At 38.9% G+C, this 23,409-nt stretch carries 14 protein-coding genes; 8 read left to right on the forward strand and 6 right to left on the reverse strand.

Annotated elements, in window-relative coordinates; genetic code table 11:
• Position 1: 1 nt before the first annotated feature.
• A complete protein-coding gene (locus ACKPCA_RS04945) occupies positions 2-334 on the reverse strand; it encodes a hypothetical protein (protein ID WP_054721261.1) in 333 nt (110 codons plus the stop codon).
• 25 nt (positions 335-359) lie between these two features.
• On the reverse strand, positions 360-617 hold the full coding sequence (locus ACKPCA_RS04950) for a hypothetical protein (RefSeq protein WP_321281728.1): 258 nt from the start codon (positions 615-617) through the stop codon (positions 360-362).
• 397 nt (positions 618-1,014) lie between these two features.
• Here ACKPCA_RS04950 and ACKPCA_RS04955 point away from each other — a divergent pair, with 397 nt between their 5' ends.
• From ACKPCA_RS04955 to ACKPCA_RS04980, 6 genes are all read left to right on the forward strand, one after another.
• The gene (locus ACKPCA_RS04955; protein WP_321281729.1) at positions 1,015-3,060 is read left to right on the forward strand and encodes a TonB-dependent receptor plug domain-containing protein; all 2,046 of its coding nucleotides are present in this window, start codon (positions 1,015-1,017) and stop codon (positions 3,058-3,060) included.
• A gap of 663 nt (positions 3,061-3,723) precedes the next feature.
• Positions 3,724-6,363, forward strand: a complete 2,640-nt coding sequence (locus ACKPCA_RS04960) for a two-component regulator propeller domain-containing protein (protein ID WP_321281730.1) — start codon at positions 3,724-3,726, stop codon at positions 6,361-6,363.
• A gap of 273 nt (positions 6,364-6,636) precedes the next feature.
• Entirely contained in the window at positions 6,637-9,726 is a 3,090-nt protein-coding gene (locus ACKPCA_RS04965) for a SusC/RagA family TonB-linked outer membrane protein (RefSeq protein WP_321281731.1), read from the forward strand.
• Positions 9,727-9,767: 41 nt separating this feature from the next.
• Positions 9,768-11,402: a RagB/SusD family nutrient uptake outer membrane protein gene (locus tag ACKPCA_RS04970; protein WP_321281732.1), complete on the forward strand. Its 1,635-nt coding sequence runs from the start codon at positions 9,768-9,770 to the stop codon at positions 11,400-11,402.
• A 250-nt stretch (positions 11,403-11,652) separates the two neighbouring features.
• Entirely contained in the window at positions 11,653-14,034 is a 2,382-nt protein-coding gene (locus ACKPCA_RS04975) for a hypothetical protein (RefSeq protein WP_321281733.1), read from the forward strand.
• A 9-nt stretch (positions 14,035-14,043) separates the two neighbouring features.
• Positions 14,044-15,993, forward strand: a complete 1,950-nt coding sequence (locus ACKPCA_RS04980; protein WP_321281734.1) for a glycoside hydrolase family 97 protein — start codon at positions 14,044-14,046, stop codon at positions 15,991-15,993.
• 246 nt (positions 15,994-16,239) lie between these two features.
• On the opposite strand, the gene ACKPCA_RS04985 is transcribed toward ACKPCA_RS04980, so the two are convergent.
• The gene (locus ACKPCA_RS04985) at positions 16,240-17,256 is read right to left on the reverse strand and encodes a helix-turn-helix transcriptional regulator (RefSeq protein ID WP_321281735.1); all 1,017 of its coding nucleotides are present in this window, start codon (positions 17,254-17,256) and stop codon (positions 16,240-16,242) included.
• Positions 17,257-17,906: 650 nt separating this feature from the next.
• On the opposite strand from ACKPCA_RS04985, the gene ACKPCA_RS04990 reads away from it, so the two are divergent.
• Together ACKPCA_RS04990 and ACKPCA_RS04995 are read left to right on the forward strand one after the other, a co-directional pair.
• A complete protein-coding gene (locus ACKPCA_RS04990; protein WP_321281736.1) occupies positions 17,907-19,013 on the forward strand; it encodes a slipin family protein in 1,107 nt (368 codons plus the stop codon).
• A 61-nt stretch (positions 19,014-19,074) separates the two neighbouring features.
• Complete coding sequence (locus ACKPCA_RS04995) at positions 19,075-20,238, forward strand: RtcB family protein (protein ID WP_321281737.1); 1,164 nt, start codon at positions 19,075-19,077, stop codon at positions 20,236-20,238.
• Between the two features lie 18 nt (positions 20,239-20,256).
• Here the strand turns inward: ACKPCA_RS04995 and ACKPCA_RS05000 are convergent, their stop codons facing one another.
• The 3 genes from ACKPCA_RS05000 to ACKPCA_RS05010 all read right to left on the reverse strand — a co-directional run bounded on the left by ACKPCA_RS05000 (position 20,257) and on the right by ACKPCA_RS05010 (position 22,900).
• Complete coding sequence (locus ACKPCA_RS05000) at positions 20,257-20,769, reverse strand: hypothetical protein (protein ID WP_321281738.1); 513 nt, start codon at positions 20,767-20,769, stop codon at positions 20,257-20,259.
• Between the two features lie 36 nt (positions 20,770-20,805).
• Positions 20,806-21,435, reverse strand: a complete 630-nt coding sequence (gene prfH, locus ACKPCA_RS05005; RefSeq protein WP_321281739.1) for a peptide chain release factor H — start codon at positions 21,433-21,435, stop codon at positions 20,806-20,808.
• A 61-nt stretch (positions 21,436-21,496) separates the two neighbouring features.
• A complete protein-coding gene (locus ACKPCA_RS05010) occupies positions 21,497-22,900 on the reverse strand; it encodes an RtcB family protein (RefSeq protein ID WP_321281740.1) in 1,404 nt (467 codons plus the stop codon).
• Positions 22,901-23,409 lie beyond the last annotated feature (509 nt).

The raw sequence follows: 23,409 nt of genomic DNA on the forward strand, positions 1-23,409 counted from the left end.
GTTATTTGATTACATCTTTAAGCGTTTTGTAGATGGTATTGAACAGAGTTTTTCGGGTTTCCAGAGCCGACTCAACCAGAATGCTATGATCTTCTACCAAAGCAGTAAGCTCTTCCTTGTTGTTTACAAAGTTTACTGCATCTCCATCCAGTTCAAAACGGGTATATGCTACCAGGTCAGATTGAGCCAGATTGCTTCGAATGGCTTCAAAAATATTTTCGTTTGATCCATTGGTAAGATCAAATTTATTGTCATTTGCATTGGTTAAAGTGGCAACTTCAAGGGTTGCTACATCATTAATTGCCTTTTTGATAGGTTCTACATTGATACTCATAATAGTTTGTGTTTTATTAGTAATATTAAAGGAGCGATCTGCTAATGAAATCCCAAACAGCTTTGCGATTTCTGCTTGAACAGATCAATAATTCGTTGTGAAGTTCTGTGAGTTGTTGATTATATTTCGACAATACCTGAATGGCATCGCCTCCTAATTCAACCTTCCCATAGGATAGGAGTTTTGCTAATGAACTATCAAAATCTTGTTTTTCAATGATAGCTACTTCGTTGCTGTTTAGGTCTTGCATCAGCTCCTTAACAGCCTCTTTTAATTCTGACATACTACTTAAGTAAATTTAATAAGTCGATTAGAGTGATAGTTTTTAATTACTCTCCTGTTTAATTTGATAACAATTGAGAGCGATCTTTTAATTTTCATAAAAAGTTACAATTAAAAATGAAACTGCCAAAAATAATCTTAACTTAATTCAAGTTATTAGAGGTGTTGAAAATAAAAGTAATTGATTACGAGATGTTAAGATGTGTTGACCTGGATAGTTTCACAATGGAATTAAATGTAGCCTTTTGGAATTATTGACTAATCGACTTTGTTATTATTGTGTTTACACAGAATGAAAGAAAATACTTAATGTAGACTAAATAAAAGTAGGTTTAGGCTGTGAAGATTATTTTTATTTATACTTTTGCCATCCTTATTATAAAAAGTAAATGAAAGTAATGTTAAAACAAAGCCAATGGGCTCGTACGTTAACATTCCGTCGCTGGGGTGGTAAAAACTATTCACTATTTCAGGCTATTAGCAAGCAGGTAAAAATTACAGTTCTACTTGTAGTTTACCTAACTGTTGTTAGTCCCGAAATTGTTTTTGCTCAAAGCGTTTCATCGGATGTAAGCATGCAGTACGACCTTGATGAGATCAAAGTCAGTGCCCAAAGATCGCCTGTTACCTACTCGCAGGTGGCGCGGATAGTATCCGTAATCGAGAGAGAGGAAATTGAGGCTGCCCCTGTGCAGAGTATACAGGAACTGCTGGAATACGCTCTTAGTGTTGATGTCAGACAAAGAGGAGTACATGGCGTTCAGGCCGATATTTCGGTTCGTGGAGGTTCCTTCGATCAAACATTGATCCTTTTAAATGGCATCAACATCTCCGATCCTCAAACCGGACATCACAACTTCAACCTTCCGGTGAGTCTGAAAAACATTTCAAGAGTTGAAATCCTGCAAGGACCCGCAGCACGTGTATATGGTCCCAATGCATTTTCAGGAGCGATTAATATCATTACCGGAGAAAATACCGAAAATGAAATGAATCTTGATTTGGCTTATGGAGAGCACAATTTGTCGGATTTGAATGCAAACTATGCGTTTAGTACCGGAAAACTTCAACATTTTGTAGCAGCAAATCGAAAATCTTCCGATGGATACATCGACAATACCGATTTCGAAACGCATAATATTTTTTACCATGCACAGCTGGAAAATGAACCAGGAAAATTAGATGTGCAATTGGGCTACACACAAAAAGGATTTGGTGCCAACAGCTTTTATACACCAAAGTTTCCTAATCAGTACGAAAAAACCAAAACCACTTTTGCATCCCTGCAATACGAAACAGGAGAGAAATTACACTTTAAACCATCATTATACTGGCGCCGTCATCAGGATCGTTTCGAGTTGTTTCGCGATAATCCGGCAAGTTGGTATACCACACACAACTATCATTTAACAGATGTATTGGGAGCAGGCTTAAATACTTGGTTTAGTTCCAGCTTGGGAAAAACTTCATTTGGAGCAGAATTCCGATCGGAAAACATTTGGAGCAACGTGTTAGGTGAAGAAATGGATGAGCCCATTAAAGTTCCAGGAGAAAGTGGTCAGTATTTTACCCGATCTCACTCCAGGTCTCATGTTTCCTATTTTGCCGAACACTCCTTATATCTAAACAAGTGGAGTATCTCGGTAGGAGCCATGTTCAACTGGATTTCCGATCTGGATTTTGACTGGAAGATATATCCGGGTGTTGATGTAGCCTATCAGATTAGCGATGATTTAAAAGTATACTCGTCGGTAAATTCTTCCATGCGCATGCCTACATTTACCGATTTGTACTACAATGGACCTACCAATATTGGTAATCCCGATTTAAAGCCGGAAAAATCGCTGACTTTCGAAGGAGGTTTTAAATTCAATAACAAAGCCTTAAAAGCACATATCAATGCCTTTTACCGAAATGGTAATGATTTAATTGACTGGGTAAGAGAAAATGAGGAAGAGAAGTGGAAAACACAAAATCTAACAGAGGTAAACTCATTTGGAATTGAGACCGGACTTGATATTTCACCAGAGAGATTATTTGGGAAATCGATCTTCCTTAAAAAAGTGAAGCTGAATTACTCTTACATTAAACTGGATAAGGGAAGTGATGAGTATTTTTCCAACTATGTATTGGATAACCTGAAGCATAAAATCGATTTAACGGTGAATCATGACATATGGAATAACTTGTCGGCCAATTGGCAATTGAGTTATCAGGACAGAAATGGCAGCTATATGAATTTCGAGAATGGTGAATATACCGGAGAAGTAGCTTATGATCCTTTCTGGTTGCTTAATTTAAAATTGCAATGGCAGCACAAGAATTTGAAACTATATTCAAGTGTAACCAATTTGTTGGATGTAAAATACAATGATATCGGTAACCTGCAACAGCCTGGCCGTTGGTTCACATTCGGACTACATTATAAATTGAAATTCAATTAAGATATTATTTCTGTAATCCAGATTAATTTAGAAGCAAATCCTCCTTTTTAAAGGGGGATTTTTTTTGACCTTATCTTTGCCTTATCCTCAAGGATAGAGAATTGTGTGTAGCATTTATTGTGATACCATTTAACTATTAAAATGCGATGGTATAATGCCGATACATATTCAACGTGCTTTTAGAAGAGTTAGGAATAAAAGCTTTATAAGTAGATTCAAGGCACAGCCTTGGGTTTATCATTATTACATGAAGAAATGGGAAGATCGCATAAATACTGTCTTTACCTATTAGGAAAATGTATCTTTTGTTGAAAGAGTAAGTCTGATTTGTGAATCAAAATAGAGGGATGAGCAAATAACAAGAATTTTCTGTCAATAATATAATCATTTGGTCAGTTAATACTTCTTTTTGGTCATATTGTGCAAGCGGAAAGCCTTTGTTTTTGCTTGTTTTACGTAGGTGTTAAGATTGGGGTTGGTAGTCTCGATCTTAATGATTTGATCAGATATTACTAGTTGATTTTTGGTTTATGTGCATTTGAAACTAGTAGTAAAAGATTCAAGTTTTTTAAATTTAGATGCGTGGCAAGAGTGGCTATACAATGTGGGAGATTGGGTAGCACTCTTGTTTTTTCTATCTTTGAGTTTTAGTAAACAATTGGGATGCAAAGAAGGATTGTAACTTGTTTTTATATATTTCTCTTAGCCTGTAGTATTCAACTTCAGGCGACAAATTATTTTCAAAACTTAAGCAAATTTACTACTGAACATGGTATTGTTAACAACACCATTTATTCAATTTTCCAGGATTCGACAGGAGGAATGTGGTTTGGAACTTTAGAAGGATTAAGTTCTTATAATGGAGTTGTATTTTCTTCTTATCCTATGTCGGATTCTTTAATGGGATATCCCATTACTCTAATTGACCAGATCAATAAAGATCAACTTCTGTTGGGAACAAGTAATGGCAATTATACATTTTCAATGTCAAGCAAACAATACCAGAAGATTGATGTGCCGGGAGATTTTTCAATGCTTACCTCTCAATTTAAAATTCATAACAGAACTTATTTCTGTACAAAATCAGGAGTTTATGAATTTGATGATCAGAACATGAGAGGTCTAAAAGTCCTTGATCATTCGATTTCTTGCAAACAGCTTTCTCCTGAAGGAAAATTATTGTTGGGAGAAGTAAGTGGTGGAATTTGGGAAGCAGAGTTGAATTCGGACTCTTTATTGACATTGACTAGAACTTATCCGGAATTGCAACAAGAATCGGTGAAAGCGATTTCTTTTTTGAATGAGGGAGAGCCTGTAATACTAACTGAAAAAGCTTTGTGGTTAATGCAAGGAGATAAGCTGGCACCCGTAATAGAAGACTCCTTTTCCTCAATAAATATCTCTCAACACAATGAAATACTCTTGGGAACTTTGGGTAATTTTATTCAGCAAGTATATAAAGTTGGTGAAAGCTACGCTTTAAAGGAGTACATCAATAGGGACAATGAGATATTTAATGACTTTTACGATGCTCAAATCAATGTGCTGTTTAAGGATCGTTCCGGATCAATTTGGATTGGCACCAATCGAGCGGGGCTGGATAGAATAGATAGAAAAAAGATAATCTACCAAAAATACGAAAGTGATATTCAGGATCGAGAGCCTGAAGCAGGTTATATCAATGCACTCTTTCAGAATGATGATGGGAGAGTATGGGTGGGAACTTCAGGCAAGGGATTGTATTATCTGGATCGGAATAAGGAGAGTTTAACATCGGTGCCTATTTTTCCCGGGAATTTGAATGACTTGTATGTGGAAGCCATCTTGCAACACAAGAACAAACTATATGTAGGAACAAGACATATGGGAATTATTACTGCATCAGTAGGTAATAATACACAAGTAGTTGCATCAGGACAATTGTTCTCCAAAGAGGCGGGACTGGCTAAAAATGACTACATCTATGCCTTAAAGTGCTATAATGAAAAATTATATATCTGTTCTTCTAAAGGAACCTTTGTTTATGGATTTGATGATGGTAATTTTTCGAAATTAGATTCTGTACCTTCCATTAATTTTGCCCTCGATTCCTTGAATAACAGATGGATTTTATCCTATAGAATGGAGCTTTATTTCAATCAACAAAAATTGGAGATGGGGACTGAAGTTTCGGACTTTTACATTGGAAAGGATGGTGAGGTTTGGCTTGCTACAGGCAAAGGAGTGGCATTTCTGTCAAATGTGAATGCAAAGCCTATATTTTACAACCCTGCAAAAAAGGTGATCGAATTTACATCGATACGAAAGGATGAAGATGGGTATTTTTGGTTGGGATCCCGAATGGGTATTTATCGATTCGATCCGCAATCCAAACTTTTTGCCAGCTATCAAATCACTGGAGGATCAAAAGCGAATAGTTTCAATCATGCTAAGCTATTGAAAGGTTTGGAAGGTGAATTTTATTGGGGAAGTAACGATGGAGTGGTTTCGATTAATCCACAGGCATGCAGTTACCTTCCCAAACCGATGTTTGAAGTAGGGCAGGGAAAAAAAGAAGATGCATCCATATTTAATGTCTACAACTACTCCTTTAATCATCAGGAGGAAAATGGACTTGCTTATCGGTTCTCTCATCCCGATTCAAGTTGGAATTACCTGCCGGGAGACAAGCATGTATTGGATTTTTCCAATCTAGACAGAGGTTCATATCAATTGGATATTGCTGCAATCAATGCAGATGGAATTATGAATGACAAGTTTAAATCATTTAGTTTCCAGATCAAGCGCTCCTTGAATGATACGCTAAGCTTGTGGGGAATTACTCTGATCATTTTGGCAGGTATTGTTTTCTGGTATTGGAGGGCAAGAAAAGCAGACTTGGCTCCATCTATTAAAGAGGAAGAAGAACAAGCAGAGACACCTGAAGATAAAATCTACAGGGAATGGACTCAGGATGAGTTCATGCAAAAAGCTCTACTCGTTATTGAAGAGAACCTTTCTGATAATTCTTTTGGCGTGAATGAGCTTTACCTGGCAATACAAATGAGCAAATCGAACTTCTACCGCAAGTTGAAGAAATTTACCGATTTGTCGCCCAATGAACTGATTCGTTTCGTTCGTTTGAGAAAATCCGCACAATTATTAATTGAGGCGAAACAAAGTGTAAATGAAATCGCCTATGAAGTAGGCTTCAATTCGCCTTCTTACTTTACACGATGCTTTAAACAACAGTTTGGCATCGCCCCATCGGAATACAAAGAACATTATAACATGCTTTGTTGTACACCCGAAAAAGCACTTTAATGTGCCTAATTAATCTAATTTTTCTTTTTTGAATTCCTCTTGTTTAAAATCCTGTGATTTTAAGGTAAAATGGTCATTCCGTACAAATTTTTGGTCAGCATTTACAAGCTGAAATGCCCTGTTTTAGGTTGTTTTGGACAAGTCAAAGTTTGACTTTACTGCTTGTTTGAATCATTCATATCGAATGAAAATTACAAGCTTAATGTTAAAGGGATGCTCCCACCTTCCCTTGTGAAAAACAATTGTATTAATATTTAATCTAACCAAAAATTTATGAAAGAAATCACAGGAAGTTTAGCAAGGCAAAGCACCTTGCTAAAGAAAAGTTTTTCATGGATTGCAGGCTTGTGTTGTAGTGCATCATTACTTATGGTCACTCCAGCATTTGCTTCATCCAGTTATGAACACACATTTGTAGCTGCAGAGCAAAATCAGGAAAAACTAGTGGAAGGAAAGGTGGTTGATAAAAATGGTGAAGCTCTAATTGGCGTAAACATCATTATTAAGGGAACCACAACGGGAACAATAACTGATTTTGATGGGAACTACAGGCTGAATGTATCGGAGGATGCAGTGCTTGTATTCACTTTCATTGGGTATCTCAACCAGGAGATTACAGTGGCAAACCAAAGCACCATTAATGTTACCCTTGAAGAAGATGTACTGGGCTTAGATGAAGTGGTAGTGGTAGGATATGGCACTCAAAAGAAAGCCAACCTTACCGGTTCTGTATCTGCAGTAAAAGGAGACGAAATGGTGAAGAAACCAATGACCGATGCCAGACAGGCACTTCAGGGAGTTTCAACTGGTGTTACGATTGTGGATCGTGGTGGAGCTCCGGGAGAGGAAGACTTGAATATCAATATTCGTGGTATCGGATCCTTATCAGCAAGTACATATCCATTGATTTTAGTTGATGGGATTGAAATGTCGATGAGTAATGTGAATCCAAATGATATCGAAAGTGTATCCATATTGAAAGATGCTGCATCTTCATCGATTTATGGTGCAAAAGCTGCCAATGGGGTAGTTCTTATCACCACAAAACGAGGCAAAGAAGGTGGATACAAGGTAGATTACAATGGATACTATGGATGGCAAACCCCGGCAACCTTGCCTGAATTGGTTGGTGCTGAAGATTACTTGAATTTGGTGAACGAAGCATTGGTAAATGCAGGTATGAACCCGAAATACACGCAGGAGTACATTCAGAAAACAGTTGAAGGAAACGATCCGATAAATTATCCATATGTGAATTTATTCGATGAATTGTTTGAAACCGCACCGGTTTTTAACCAATCTGTTCGAATTAGCGGTGGGAATGAGAAATCGAAAATTGCATTATCTCTAAATCACATGAAGCAGGACGGAATGTTGAAGAATGTGGAATCGGAGCGTTTTGGCTTTCGTTTGAATACAGATTTTCAGGTGAAAGATAACTTCAAAGTAAGAGCTGATGTTTCTTTTAACCGAAGAGACAATGAAAGACCAAACAGGATGAATAGTGCCATAGGTGCAATTGTAGGCACCTCTCCAGTTACTGTACTGAAACATCCAAATGGTGTTTATGGATTGAACAAGGACAATACCAACGCCTTGGCATGTTTGGAAGTAGGAGGAATGAATGAAGAAAACAAAGAGGCTCTTAATTTGAAAATTGGTGCTGATTTGGAAGTGTTGAGTGGTTTAACCCTGCGATCGGATCTTTCCTATAAAAGCATTAATAACAGGTATAAGAATTATACTGCAGCCTATGATTTCAGGAATCCTGAGAACCCTGATGAAATAGTTCACAGGTGGACACCAAGTAAGTTGGAAGACGGACGTTGGAATCAGCAGGAAATCAACTTTAAAGCTTTATTGGATTACAACAAAACATTTGGAGATCATTCTTTTCATGTGTTAACAGGTATCGATGTAACCGAAAACAAAGCTTACGTAATCAAAGGTGAAAGAACCAATATCTATAGTGATGATTATGTGGAGCTAAACACTGGTGATGCCGAAGGACAAACCAACAAAGGGTATCAGGAAGATTGGGCATTGCTTTCTTACCTTGGAAGAGTAAACTACGCTTACAAGGGCAAATATTTACTGGAAGGAAACATCCGCTACGATGGTTCATCTCGATTTGCAAAAGGAAACAAGTGGGGTGTTTTTCCGTCCTTCTCAGCGGGATGGAGAATGTCAGAAGAAGACTTTATGACTTCGCTTGAGTTTGTAGATAACCTAAAGTTGAGAGGAAGTTGGGGACAGCTAGGAAATCAGAATATTGGTTACTATAAATTTACTTCTACAGTTTATGCCGATTTTCCATACAATTTCAACGATGCAGAGGTAAATGGATATTCTCAGTGGTACTATGCAAATACTGATATTACCTGGGAAACCACTGAAATGATTGATTTTGGATTTGATCTGACCTTATTTAATAATAAGCTGGAGGTGGTTGCCGACTGGTATCAGAAAGATACAAAAGATGTGTTGCTGGTATTGCCAATTTCCTACCTGACAGGTTTGGGAGCATCGGAAACCAATGCCGGGAAAGTTCGCAATACCGGATGGGAAGTTTCTTTAACACATCGAAATACCATTAATGATTTTAACTATTCTGTAGGTTTCAATATCTCTGATGTAAAAAATGAGTTGGTAGATTTTGCAGGGAATGAACCTTCCATAAGCGGATGGACCATATTGAAAGAAGGTGAATCTGTGAATGCATTTTACGGATATGAATCAGATGGTTTGTTCCAGTCGCAGGAAGAGATTGATAACCATGCAAGCCAGCCAAACCAATCGCAGTTAAAGCCTGGTGATATTAAATTGGTTGATCAGAATGGCGATGGTGAAATTAACGATGAAGACCGTAAGGTAATAGGCTCTTCCATTCCTCGATACAGTGTAGGATTAAATCTTTATATGGAGTACAAAGGGTTTGATTGCTCTGCCTTTATGCAAGGTGTCATGAAAGCTGAAAATTATTTCTATGGTGCTCCAAACGAAGGGCCAGCTTATGAGATTTTCACTACCAAAAGAGTATTGGATCGTTGGACTCCTGAAAATCCAGATGCATCCTTCCCAAGGTTGGAAGCTGCTTCGAATAAGAACAACTATTTGTATAATGATTTCTGGCTAAGAGATGCTTCTTACCTTAGACTGAAAAATCTTCAAATTGGTTATTCTCTTCCAAAATCTGTTTTGGAGAAATGGAAAATTGATAAGATGAGATTCTACATTGGAGGAACCAATCTGTTTACCATAACAGATGTGGAATCAGGGTTGGATCCTGAAACCTATGACGGAAGACCAAATTATTATCCTCCGGTATCAACCTACACCATGGGAGTACAACTTCGTTTCTAGATGTGCTTTATTGATTCGTTTAACTTGAAAAATATTAACAGATGAAAAAAAATATAATAGGTCTGGTTTGTGCTTTACTATTTGTATTCGCAGGCTGTAGCGAAGATTTCCTGGAGCGCTCACCTAGCGACCAGGTATCTTCAACAAACTTCTTTACGCAAGAGAAAGATTTGGTATATGCAGTGAATGCTGTTTATGCATCAATTGGCTTTAACAGCTGGGAAACCACTTATGGATATTCGACAGATTTGTTGCGCATTGAAAACTTAACCGATAATGCTCTGGATCATCATTCATGGAATGCTGGATTCCGTTTGGCAGACGGAACGGCATCTGCATACGACTGGTATGTGGAACATCGTTGGAGAGAGCGATACAGAGGAATTCAAAGAGCGAATAGAATATTTGAAGGTGCTGATGGTGTAACTGACATAAATGCTGAGAAAAAGGCTCGCTTGTTGGCAGAGGCAAAATTTCTTAGAGCCTACTTCTATTTTGATTTGGTTTATCTGTTCGGGGATGTGCCATTTATAACGAATAGTTTAACGCCTGATGAAGCTGCTGAAAGCACAAGAACAGCAAAGCAAACAATTCTTGATGCGATTCTTGCAGACCTTACTGCAGCTGCAACAGATCTACCGATATCATATTCAAGCGATAATCTTGGACGAGTAACCAAAGGTGCTGCACTATCATTAAAGGCTCGCATCTTGCTTTACCAGGAAAAATGGGGAGAAGCAGCCGCAGCTGCAAAAGAGGTTATGGATTTGGCTGTTTACACCATATATCCAAGCTATCAGAAAATGTTTACCTATGAGGGGATTAATAATTCAGAGGTGATTTTCGATTTGCAGGAAATGCACGAGAAACAATGGAATTTCACTTTGCAGAATTATGGGCCTAACTCTGTAGGAGGTTGGAGTAGTGGTTGTCCTTTACAGTCATTGGTTGATACCTATGAATGTACTGATGGTAACACCATCGATGTATCGCCATTATTCGATCCGAATAATCCATACGCAAATCGTGATCCTCGTTTGACTCATTCTATTCTTTATCCTGGTCATGACTGGCGTGATGGTGTTTTTAATTCCATTCCCGGAGCAACTTATCCTGGAAAAGAAATTATTGCAGGCGATGATTTGACCGATGGAACAGGAGGACAATGGAACAAGACAGCAACAGGTTACAACTGGTTGAAATACATCTCTGAAGATGATGTTGACAATGGAGATTATTGGAATGGAGCCATACACTTTATTCTGATTCGATATGCAGAAGTATTATTGACTTACGCTGAAGCGAAAATAGAGAATGATGATATCGATCAGTCAGTTTATGATGCTATTAATGAAGTGCGTCAGCGCCCTGATGTAAATATGCCTTTGATTACTACTGGCAAAACCAAGGAACAACTGCGTACTATTTTGCGTCGTGAGCGTAGAGTGGAATTGGCTTTTGAAGGTTTGCGTCTTATGGATATTCGCAGATGGAAAATCGCTGAAAATGTAATGCCTGGAGTACCTGAAGGACTTACATATACCGATCCAAACTCAGGAGAAGAGGTGACTCTTTCATGGGGAGAGCGCACTTTTAATCCTAATAAACACTATCTGTGGCCTATTCCACAAACGGAAATAGATATATCACATTTAGAACAAAACCCTGGATGGTAAAAACCATTATTCCCGGAGGAATTCCTCCGGGAATGTTAAAATAAAACCTTAGCCCTAAAATGATTGAGAGAGTAGAAGTAGTTTTAAACAAGTAAAGAGAATGGCTTTGGTGTTATAGGATATGATTCCAAAGCATGAGAAATGAAGTTAATATGAAACGTACAGGAGTAAATAATTATGAACTTACTCAGAAGGAAGATTATTTGCGAATGGTAAGTTTTATATGGCAACTGTGACAAATTAAAATCAAATGAAAAGAACAATTGTAGCAATGGTCTTCTGGTGTCTCATTCAAAATGTAATGGGGCAGGAAAAGGTCTTTCCGGGAGCTGATGAACAAAGCCCATCCAGGGCCCAGTATTTTTCCTGGATCAACAATACCAATGAGGGAGCAACTGAAGAGCAGACCTTAATTAACCTGGAATTTTTTCAATGGCTTCAGGATGAGTATGGGATGATTTTGGATATTTATGCTTTTGATGCAGGAGCCATTGATGGAAAGCGTTTTTATGGGAGCATCTATTCTGACCGCTTTAAGAGGCAGTTTCCAAATGGATTTGATCCGATGTATCAAAAAGCGAAGGCCATGGGAACCCGATTGGGGGTTTGGGGAGGACCCGATGGTTTTGGAGAGAGTGAAGAGGAAAAAAAGGCACGTATCAATCAGATGGTAAGCCTTTGTAAAGATTATGAATTTGCCCTCTTTAAATTTGATGCGGTATGTGGTCCTTTGCGTCCTGAAAAAGAAGATGCATTTATAAAGATGATGCAGGAGTGTCGCACTTACAGCCCCGACTTGATTCTTTTGAATCACCGATTGGGATTGAACAAAGGAAAACCATATGCAACAACATTTTTATGGGGAGGACAGGAAACTTATATTGATGTGTTTACATCCAATACCACCACAGCTCCTCACCACAGGGCAGGAGCATTGGAAAGAGGATTAGTACCAGGCTTGAAAAGATTGACTGAGGACCATGGGGTTTGTATTTCCTCCTGTCTGGATTATTGGGATGACGATTTGATTCTTCAGGCTTTTAACCGTAGTATGATATTGGCGCCGGAGATTTATGGCAACCCATGGTTGTTGAAAGATGAGGAATTTGCCAAGCTGGCAAGAATTTACAACCTGCATCGCAAGTATGGTAAAATTCTGGTTAATGGAATGGTACTGCCTGAAGAGAAGTATGGAAAATCTGCAGTGTCGAGGGGAGATAAGGAAACAAGGTTGCTTACGTTAAGAAATTTGACTTGGGAACCCATTACTTACAAGGTAAAACTAGATCAGGAGATTGGATTGAATGTAGAAAGTGAAATTGAAGTACGTCAGTTCCACCCTACAGAAAAAATATTAGGCTTCTATCAGGCAGGGAGTGAAGTTGAAGTGGAAGTAGCGCCATTTCGCTCCTGCTTAATTTTGGCAACAGCCAATCATTGTGATGAGCCTGGCGTAATAGGTGCAGATTATGAAGTAGTACGAAATGTTCCTGGCAAGTCCACACTTATCAAGCTATTGGGAATGCCTGGTAGCAATTCGAAAATTCAGCTGGTGAATGCTGACAAATACAACACAGCAAAACTCAACGGAAAGTCAGTTTCCTCATTACTTAAAGGAAAAACGTTTAAGCTTAAATTTGAGGGAGAAGCTTTAAAGCAGGAAGCTTACCGAAAATTGGCGGCTTTAGAAGAGGTTGAAATTCCACAGGATGCAAAGGCACTCTACGAGGCAACCTGTTATGCGGCCGACAACAATGCATTGGAGGTTCGTTCACTGGAGAGATCAGGAGCAAGTAATATCCCTCAGGTTCAAAAGGCTCGCGATGCTTTCTTTAATCAATCCGTTTTTGTAGATAGAGGAGTATGGGATAAAAACCTGTTTGATGGCGATAGGAAGACAGGATTTTGGCCTAGCAGAAAATACAATATCGACCAAAAAGTTGAAGGAGGATGTTTTCGTCTTGATTTGGGTGAAATCACTGATGTGGACCATTTGATGATTAGGGTTCCCGATGATTTTTCTCTACAACCACTATTGAAAGATGAAGGAAATTACGCTGAAGTTTCTTCGGATCTGAAAAGCTGGAAAACGCTTACTTACTATGCAGGAGAAGAAATGAGAATTGATATCAACGGATCAGTTCGCTACATCCGATTGTGGGATCAGCCAGGACGAATTGTGGAAATTGAAGCCTGGAAGGATGGACAGATGTTGGATAGAAGCAAATGGAGAGCATCCAACCTGTTTGCGCATACAAACAGGAAAAAAGCACAAAAGGCATGGAGTGCAAAATTCAATCTGAATGAAATTCCGGAGGGAAGCTACTTGTCAATTGCCATTGAAGGGAAGCATGGAATCGAAGGGGCTTATGCTGCCGCAAAAATAGATGGTGAACTGGTAGGATGCCCAGATAGAAGCGTTTCTTTTCCATCCAATACCTGGGAATTTGTGAATGTTAAAAGAGATAGCAATTACACCTATTATCTTCCCTTAAATAAAAACATGAAAGGAAAAGAGATTGAAGTGTTTGTTATCGGCTTCGACAAAGAAAATCTCGATTTCAAACCAGAAGTATGGATTTCTGCCTATCCAGCACCCTATCAAAATCAAATCTTAGAACTAACCAAATAAACGTGAATCATGACTAAAAAAATAATTTGCCTTTTTAGCCTTTGCCTGTGCATAAGCGCAGTATTTGCGAAGGACTATCAATTGCAATCGCCAGATAAAAAAACAAGCATACGAATTCAAACAGGAGAAGACTTAACTTTTGCAGTACAATACAAGCAAACCCCTCTGCTCAATCCTACGGTAATTGCCCTGGAGCTGGAGGGAATCATTCTGGGGAAAGAGCCGAAAGTAATCCAAAAGAATACCAATTCCGTAAACCGAATGATTAAGCCGGAAGTATGTGAAAAGAGTGAATTGATTCACGAAAATTTCAACGAACTGAAACTGACTTTCGAAAAAGGATTTGATGTGATTTTCAGAGCCTACAATAATGGTGTTGCCTATCGATTTGGTACTCACTTGCCGGGTGAAATAACTGTTAAATCAGAAAAAGGAAATTTCAATTTTCCGGAAAACAATATGGTGTACTGGCCAAAGGAAAGAAGCTTCCATTCCAACAACCAGGTCTATTATGACTTTACCTCCCTGGGAGAGTTATCTTCAAAGGATCTGGGAAGTTTACCCGTCCTAATGGATACAGGTAAAGGCCCAAAGTTGGTGATTGGCGAAACGGATTTGGAAGATTATCCGGGAATGTGGTTCAATGGAGCTGAAGGAAATGCTCTGGTTTCTACTTTTCCTGCTTACCCAAATAAAACAGAACAGGTGGGCGATAGAGATGTATTCGTTAGAGATAGAAAAGATTACATCGCCAAAACCAAGGGAACCAGAACATTTCCCTGGCGCTACATTGCCATTGCTGAAAAAGATGGTGACCTGATAACCAACCAACTATCATGGTTGCTGGCTGATCCTTGCGAAATTAAAGATCCTTCATGGATTAAACCGGGAAAAGTAGCCTGGGATTGGTGGAATGCCAACAATGTGTATGGTGTTGATTTTCGTGCAGGAATTAATACCGAAACCTACAAGTATTACATCGATTTTGCCGCTGATTATGGTTTGGAGTACATCATATTGGATGAAGGTTGGTATGAGTTGGGAGATTTACTGAAGATCGTTCCTGAAATGGATATGGAAGAACTTGCCAACTATGCAAAAAAGAAAGGAGTAGGCCTCATTCTTTGGGTGGTGTGGAAAACATTAGATGATCAGCTGGAGCCTGCCTTGGATCAGTTCCAAAAATGGGGAATCAAAGGCATCAAGGTAGATTTTATGGATAAGGATGACCAATGGATGGTAAACTATTATCACAAGATTGCCAAAGAATCGGCAAAGAGAGAGATTCTCGTGGACTTCCACGGTTCATACAAGCCAGCGGGTTTGAGAAGAAAATACCCGAATGTGCTTACCCGCGAAGGAGTGAACGGAGGAGAGCAGTACAAATGGAGCATTAGACAAACTCCCGAGCATAACCTGATTACCCCTTTCTCACGCATGGTGGCTGGCCCAATGGATTATACGCCAGGAGCAATGAACAATGCTCAAAAGAAAAATTACAAACCGATTTTCGATCGCCCTATGAGTATGGGAACACGTTGCCACCAGTTGGCCATGTATGTTGCTTACGAGAGCCCATTGCAAATGCTTTGTGATAACCCATCGAATTACCGAAAAGAGCCTGAATGCATGAAGTTCTTATCGGCAGTTCCAGCGGTATGGGATGAAACCAAAGTATTGGATGCAAAAATATCCGACTACCTGCTTCTTGCCAGAAGAAAAGGCAAAGAGTGGTATTTGGGTGCCATGACCGATTGGGATGCACGCATACTGCAATTTGATCTTTCTTTCTTACCAAAGGAAAAAAAATACAAAATGACCATTTATCAGGATGGTATCAATGCAGACAGAAATGCCACAGATTTTAAAATGAAAGAAATTATTGTAGACAATACTTTTCAATATGAGTTGAAAATGGCACCCGGTGGAGGTATGGCCGCGATGATTCAACCACTTTAATTGATTAGATAAAAAAGAGGATGTCCAAAAAGTAAGTTCAAATTAATATAGTGTCATGTTGAACAAAGTGAAACATCTGATCATCAAAAGAGCAGATTCTTTTTCCGATTCTTCGGGATCAGAATGACAATATGATTGAAATTTTTGGACATTCTCTTGTTTATAAACAGCCTTACTCAAAGTTGACATTCTTTTGTTGACGCTAAATGAATCATTTGAGATACTGAGATGTCTACTGAAAGGAATTCACTTTTTATATACTAAACCAGCCTGTTCAGTTAATATGCCAATTCTCTTTCTCATTGATGGAGGAGAAATAACTTCCAAGCCAGGACCAAAACCAAGAAGAACACGTTCCAATTCATAATTTGGTATCACTTTTATTTGTATGGTAATGCCATTAGGCCCATTATCAATCATTTTTTGTGATGCATGAATGGGTTTGGTAATGACATAAGGGGCATGAGTTCGGTCAAGTTTTATGCTTATGGTTCTTGGACTCAATCCTTCATTCACCGTAACTCCTATAGAATGTTTGTAATATTCGTCAGGATTAAAATCTGGATCATCCAAAAATTCCATGCTTTCCTGATGCTCAACGGAGTGAATTCTATCCAGAGCTAGTGTCATGAATTTGTTTTTTTTTAATTTCTGTCTCCCAATAAGAAACCAGCGGTTATTGAATTCCTTTAACAAATAGGGATAGAAGTATATTGAATTTCTGTTTCGTGCTTTAAATGATTGATATTCTAACCTCAAAACTTTTTTTGATTGAATAGCCTGGTAGAGTGCATTCAAATGCTCAAGGCCTTTTAAATTTTCATTTGTGTCGATGTGGATGATTGATCTTTCCTTACTTTGCTCTGTATGGATTTTGTTTTCCAACTTTTGAATCAATCCGGTCATTTCAGAGAAATGTGAAAATCCCTGGAATTGTTTTAGGATTTCTACTGCATCATTCAATTTATTCAAATCCTGATCCGATAAAGGAAGCTGGGTAATGGAATACTCAGGATTATCATAAGTGTAGAATTTTTTATCGGTAACCACAATGGGCGCATTGTATCCCAATTTTTCACTTCTCATGTTTTGGATATCCAATTGTATGGTTCGTCTGCTTACCCCTTTGTCAATTCCTTCAAACTCATAAAGTGCATCAGAACAGGCTTCCATTAAATCTTCCAAAGTCCATTTTCGATACTGATTTCTAAGGCATTTGTCAATGGTTGTATAGCGGATTAAGGCATTTCTATTTACTGGCATTTGATTTTTTTTTAAGAAAAGTAGAAAAAATATTTTACTGCGCAAAAAGATTGCGCACTGGAGCTGCACCTTTGTATCAGAAAGTTCTTTAAAATGATGATCGCATACTTTTGGTATGAAAAAAAATACCTTCTGCAAAGAAGGAAAAATCATGAAAAAATCCTCAGTTCACAGACCTGACTTAAGTTTCTGTATAGCTTGGTAGTATTGACCCAATAGGGTTAAATATGCTTTTGTTACTGATGGAATTTTTCATTCACGTTGTGTGTCGGGGGTTCGAATCCCTCTCCTAAAACAAGGATAACTCAGTACGGGTAGAGTAACAACCAAATTATGGCCAAAAAATCCATTAAAACGAAGACAGGCACTTCAAAAAAAGCCTACCAGCCGAAAGTAATTTGTGCCAGACCAGCTTTTCTTTCTGAAAGATAAAGCAGTCTTTACAAGGTTTCGAAAGTTGTAATCCCTTTCAAAGGAAACATTTGCTTTATAGGGGGAAGAATCAAGTAGAATAGACTTGGCAATTCACTCTTACGAACCAAATGTTGCAATTTGCAAGCATTAGAGCTTCCACTTTGTAGAGGCGGTTAGGCACAAGTTCCTTTCTTTTTAAAGAAGAAATTTAAAATCAATACAATAAACAAACAATCATGAAAAGAGTAAGAATTAGAAAAGGAACTGTAGGACTTGTATACAGGAAAGAGGAATACAAGAAAGTCCTTACTGAAGGAACTTATTGGATAAGCCCCTTCGAACAAGTAAATGTTTTAGAAAGAAAGGGTGCATTTACATCTACCGAAGAATTGGCCATCTATTTACAAGATGAAAACTTGAAGAATTTGCTTAGTATAGTGGAAGTTAAAGATGGTGAGTTAAGTTTTATGTATGAAAATGGAATATTTAAAACGGTACTTTCCGCAGGAATCTATGCATGGTGGAAAGGTTATACACCATTGTCATTTCAAACAGTAAATACCAGGGAAATAGAAGTTTCTGATCAGATTGAAAAGACCATACTTTCAAGAACCAATGTCCTGCCTTACCTAAGGGTATACCAGGTAGAATCATATGAAACGGCATTGCTTTTTGTGGATGGCAAGTTCAAACGAGAACTTGAAGCTGGAACCTATCATTTCTGGAAAAATGCAAGCCCAATCCAAGTATATAAGATAGATACCAGGCAACAAAAGTTCGAAGTGTCGGGTCAGGAAATCCTGAGTAAGGACAAAGCTGCCTTAAGAGTCAATTTCTTTGCTCTTTATCAAGTGAATGATATAAAAAAAGCAATCATGGAAAACAAGGACTTCGAAAAACAATTGTACATTCTATTGCAATTGGCATTAAGAGAGTATTTGGGATCGCTTACATTAGATGAAATATTAGAGAAAAAAGAGAGTGTATCTTCTTTCATTCAGGAAAATACAAATGAAAGGGTGGCTGCCTTAGGTGTTAAACTTTTGGATAGTGGTATTAGAGATATTATATTGCCTGGAGATGTAAAAGAGATCATGAACCAGGTATTGATTGCACAAAAGCAAGCCCAGGCAAATATCATTACCAGAAGAGAGGAAACTGCATCAACCAGAAGTTTGTTGAACACTGCGAAACTAATGGAAGAGAACGAGATGCTGTTTAAATTGAAAGAGATGGAATATGTTGAGAAAATCTCTGAAAAGATTAATAACATCAGTCTTTCGGGAGGTTCCCAGGTGGTTAATCAGTTAAAGGAAATTTTTACTGTGAACAGTAAACAGTGATCAATTAACAATTATCGATTAGCTGTTGGCTGATAGCTGACCGCTGAAAGAAAAAAAAGTCATGATAAATATAAATTCAACAGAAAGAATCCCAATAAAAATGTGGGTGAGCGATTTGGAAGAATCAGCCTTAAAGCAAGCCGAGAACCTTGCCAATCTGCCCTTTGCCTTTAAGCATGTGGCCTTAATGCCCGATGCACATTGTGGATATGGAATGCCAATAGGTGGCGTTTTGGCCACGCTGAGAGTAGTTGTTCCCAATGCGGTAGGTGTTGATATTGGTTGCGGAATGTGTGCCGTAAAAACCAATATCGAAGACCTCGATTCTGAAAGTCTCAAAAAAATAATGAGCGGAATTCGAAGCAGAATTCCACTGGGTTTCTCCAAGCATGCACAAGCTCAGAATGAGAAGTTGATGCCGGAAGTGGAGTCTGTGCCTGAAGTGATTAAGAATCATTATCAAAATGCATTGTACCAGTTGGGAAGCTTAGGAGGAGGGAATCACTTTATTGAAATACAGTATGGTTCCGACAATTGTATTTGGGTGATGATACATTCGGGTAGTCGAAATCTGGGAAAACAGGTTGCCGATTATTACAATAAATTGGCTAAAAATCTGAACTCAAGATGGCATTCTCAAGTACCTTCGAACTGGGACCTGGCCTTTTTGCCCATCGAAAGCCAAGAGGCAAAGGAGTACATAAAAGCCATGCAGTATTGTGTCGATTTTGCTTTTGCCAACCGAAAACTGATGATGGAAAGAGTGCAAGAAGCTTTTAAAAGTGTATTGTCTGAGCCTCTTGAGTTTTCAGAAATCATAAACATCGCCCACAATTATGCGGCTTGGGAACATCATTTCGGAAAAGATGTAATTGTACATCGAAAAGGAGCTACCAGTGCCAGAGAAGGGGAGATTGGTATCATTCCCGGTTCGCAGGGAACCAAATCCTATATTGTGGAAGGATTGGGAAATCCGCAAAGTTTTCACTCCTGTTCGCATGGAGCAGGTCGTAAAATGGGTAGAAAGCAGGCACAACGTGAACTTGACTTGCAAGAGGAGATCAATCGCCTAGATAAAAAAGGAATTCTTCATGCCATAAGAGGACAGAAGGATTTAGATGAAGCAGCTGGTGCCTATAAAGACATCCACCAGGTAATGGAAAACCAAAAAGACCTGGTAAAAATTAGGGTAGAGTTGGAACCCTTGGCTGTAGTAAAGGGATAAATGAAGAAGGAAGAGCCATTACTCCTCCTTCTTTTTTTTGGTCTTACTCACCAATTTCTTTTTCATTTTTACACGTTTTACATCCTCCTCAATTTTATTGATTTCCTCCTCGTTATAGGCATGCAGCAAAGCCTTTCGAAAAACTTTTATGGCCTTTTTGTAATTGCCCTTATGCTCGTGTATCAAAGCCTTTCTGACTTTGATTTTCGATAGATCAACTCCTTTGATCTTTTTTGCATAGGAAAGCAAATCATTGGCTCTATCATACTCTCTTACCTGAATCAGAAGAGAAGCGTAATCCATGCAAACATTGGCATTTTCGGAATGAGAAGCCATAGCTGTAATGAAATATTCTTCGGCACTTTCATATTCGTTCAACTGCTCCAAATGCAATTTGCCCATCAAATAATTGGCTCCAATGTGATCCTGATCGCAACTTAGGGCATAGTTTAAATTCTCCATGCTTTCCTCTAGATCGTATGGATACAGATCTAATGCTTTCAGATAATATTGGTTTGCTAGTGTACTCATACTTTTCTTTTGTTTTTGTTTACAGATTGTTTTTGTTTACAGATTTTTAAAATCACTACCAGCAAAAACCTTTACAGGATTTCCTCTTTGCAAGGCATTGTGATTCATCCAATCTTCTTGTTCCTCAGCCTTCCTTTTCTGCAACTGCTGCAGGTGCAACAATTCAATCAATCGTTCTTTGGACAATTTCTTATTCTGAATCTGCGACCTGCTGTCCGATGCCAAAACAGAAAGCTTACTGGCTTTGTGTGTGGCTCGTATGGCCGTGCTCACTTTGTTTACATGCTGTCCGCCCGGTCCGCCCGAACGAATCGCCTGATAGGAAATATCACCATCTGGAACATCATGCATTTTATCTGGTAGGCTAAGTTTATTAATCGCTGCATACCAGTTTTTTCTTTTGTGATTCTTTCGGTATGGACTCTGCATCACCCAAAGAATACTGCCCAGCCACTCTTTGGCGAAGTCATTAGCGTAATCTCCTTTCAGTTCAAGAGTAACAGAATGGTAAGTACCTCTTTGGGGTCCCACCTCAGTCTCCAAAAGATTTACTGTAAGATTTTTCTTACATGCTTCCTTCAACACTTGTTCATATATTTTGGCTACCAACAAACAGCATTCTGCTGGTCCGCGTCCTGATGTGATTTGTAATATAATTTTGTCCATCTCTTTTAAAATTTACAGCTCTCAGCCAACAGCTAATTGCTAATTGATCATTGTTAATTGCTCAAACTCTATCCATTCTCACAATACGAGGGTAAAATTTCCCCTCCACATCTACCAGGTCCTTCTGGTAATGCATCACCTCTTCCAGATTCTTGTAAGCCATTGGAGCTTCGTCCACATTGCCACCCATCAAACAGATGTCTTTTTGTTTCAAACGCTTCCTTAGTTCACTACCAGTAATCGATTCTTTCGCCTTTTTCCTGCTTAGCCTTCTGCCGGCACCATGCGATGCAGAACAGAGAGAAGAAGCATTCCCTTTCCCCGAAACCAAATAAGCCGCATCCATCATATTGGCAGGAATGATACCCATCTGACCATCATGAGCAGGTGTAGCACCCTTTCTGTGCACAATTAACTCTTGTCCGTTTAGTACTTCCTTCCAGGCAAAATTGTGGTGATTCTCAAGCTTTGCAATGCATGTTAAGCCCAGCGATTTTGCCAGGTTCTCATGAATCACATCATGACAGGCTTTGGCATAATCACCGGCAAGATTCATCGATAACCAGTATTCCTCACCAGCTTCCCCATCCAAATCGAGCCAGGCCAAGTGCTGAGCTCCTTTGGGCAAATGGCATTTCTGCATGGCAATGTCAAGGTAATAATTCGCAATGGCAGCGCCCAGTCCTCTCGATCCCGAGTGAGCCAAAATGCCCAGGTATTCTCCTTCGGGAAGATGCAGCTGGTTCTGCCCGGGCAATTCCACCACGCCAAATTCCACAAAATGATTGCCCGAACCTGAACTTCCCAATTGCATTCTCGCTTTGCCATGCAATTGCTTCAACAAAGGAGTAGCGGCAAAAGCAGAATCCTCCAGAACTGCATGATCATTGCTCAAATGACAATCTTTACCAATGCCAAAATGGGTACATTCCCTTAAAGCATTCTGAATCTGGTAAGCATATCGTTTCAGGAAATTCTTCGGAAGCTCGTAAATGCTCAAAGACATTCTACAGCCAATATCCAAACCAATACCATAAGGAATTACAGCATTCTTTGCTGCCAATACACCACCAATGGGCAAACCATAGCCCACATGTGCATCAGGCATCAAGGCCCCTGAATGACTTATGGGGAGACGCATGGCCATATCCATCTGTTGCATGCAATCCGGCAGAATCAGTTTTCCACCAAATACCTTGTAGTTTTCCGGGATTTCCCTCAGCTCGTAAGCAGTTCCAGTTTCAGCATCACGCTTTCCAACAAAAAGTTCAGCCAGTTTCGAAAAGGAAGCATGCTCCAAATACTTGTTGGCATGCAGGAGTATATCCTCCAACAAGTTCAACTTTTCCTTTTTCGGTAAGCGTTTGTAATCTTTTTGAACAATTTCCAGGGCCATACTCTTGGCCTGATTTGTTGGATAATTTATTTTATCGAGGTCTTTCCCTCTAAGTTTTTGATTGCTCATATCAACATGTTTAAGGCCTGTGCAATGGGAGAGGGTACAGCAATTCCAATAGGATAGCAGACCCACCTTCCTGTCTGTGCCATAACAAATGGCGCACACAAACCAATTTGAACTGTAGCAGGAATCGCCACAGCACACAACAACAGGTTCAATTTTCACCTGCAGTAAATATTATAATTCATGATAAACCGAATGGGAACAATACTCCCTTTCGAGTGGATCAGGACGAAGTAATACGAAGCTTAAAACTGTTCTAAGCTTTCCCGATCTCTTTGGTGATATGTAATCTAAACTCCAACATACTGCTTTCCCTTTCTTATAATTCATTCAACAAAAGGGTGAAATGCTCTGCAAAGATAAAAGCATTTATTTCAATTCTGCAAATATGATATCAAATTAATGAAAAATATACGGTTCGTTAGCTTGTAAAAACAGCTGGTCTCATGGAATTCCAAGCCACCGCTTTGCTAAGTAAAATGCATGGCTCAAACAATAACAATTGCAGCTTG

The organism is Marinifilum fragile (genome assembly GCF_963677365.1).
Taxonomy (GTDB): Bacteria; Bacteroidota; Bacteroidia; order Bacteroidales; family Marinifilaceae; genus Marinifilum; species Marinifilum fragile.

What these genes read in the sequence shown, in the direction of transcription:
- ACKPCA_RS04955 (WP_321281729.1), top strand. Translation starts at nt 1,015, where the DNA reads ATGTTAAAACAAAGCCAATGGGCTCGTACGTTAACATTCCGTCGCTGG.
- ACKPCA_RS04970 (WP_321281732.1), top strand. Translation starts at nt 9,768, where the DNA reads ATGAAAAAAAATATAATAGGTCTGGTTTGTGCTTTACTATTTGTATTC.
- ACKPCA_RS05010 (WP_321281740.1), bottom strand. Translation starts at nt 22,900, where the DNA reads ATGAGCAATCAAAAACTTAGAGGGAAAGACCTCGATAAAATAAATTAT.
- ACKPCA_RS04950 (WP_321281728.1), bottom strand. Translation starts at nt 617, where the DNA reads ATGTCAGAATTAAAAGAGGCTGTTAAGGAGCTGATGCAAGACCTAAAC.
- ACKPCA_RS04990 (WP_321281736.1), top strand. Translation starts at nt 17,907, where the DNA reads ATGAAAAGAGTAAGAATTAGAAAAGGAACTGTAGGACTTGTATACAGG.
- ACKPCA_RS04960 (WP_321281730.1), top strand. Translation starts at nt 3,724, where the DNA reads ATGCAAAGAAGGATTGTAACTTGTTTTTATATATTTCTCTTAGCCTGT.
- ACKPCA_RS05000 (WP_321281738.1), bottom strand. Translation starts at nt 20,769, where the DNA reads ATGAGTACACTAGCAAACCAATATTATCTGAAAGCATTAGATCTGTAT.
- ACKPCA_RS04980 (WP_321281734.1), top strand. Translation starts at nt 14,044, where the DNA reads ATGACTAAAAAAATAATTTGCCTTTTTAGCCTTTGCCTGTGCATAAGC.
- ACKPCA_RS04975 (WP_321281733.1), top strand. Translation starts at nt 11,653, where the DNA reads ATGAAAAGAACAATTGTAGCAATGGTCTTCTGGTGTCTCATTCAAAAT.
- ACKPCA_RS04985 (WP_321281735.1), bottom strand. Translation starts at nt 17,256, where the DNA reads ATGCCAGTAAATAGAAATGCCTTAATCCGCTATACAACCATTGACAAA.
- ACKPCA_RS04945 (WP_054721261.1), bottom strand. Translation starts at nt 334, where the DNA reads ATGAGTATCAATGTAGAACCTATCAAAAAGGCAATTAATGATGTAGCA.
- ACKPCA_RS04995 (WP_321281737.1), top strand. Translation starts at nt 19,075, where the DNA reads ATGATAAATATAAATTCAACAGAAAGAATCCCAATAAAAATGTGGGTG.
- ACKPCA_RS04965 (WP_321281731.1), top strand. Translation starts at nt 6,637, where the DNA reads ATGAAAGAAATCACAGGAAGTTTAGCAAGGCAAAGCACCTTGCTAAAG.
- prfH (WP_321281739.1), bottom strand. Translation starts at nt 21,435, where the DNA reads ATGGACAAAATTATATTACAAATCACATCAGGACGCGGACCAGCAGAA.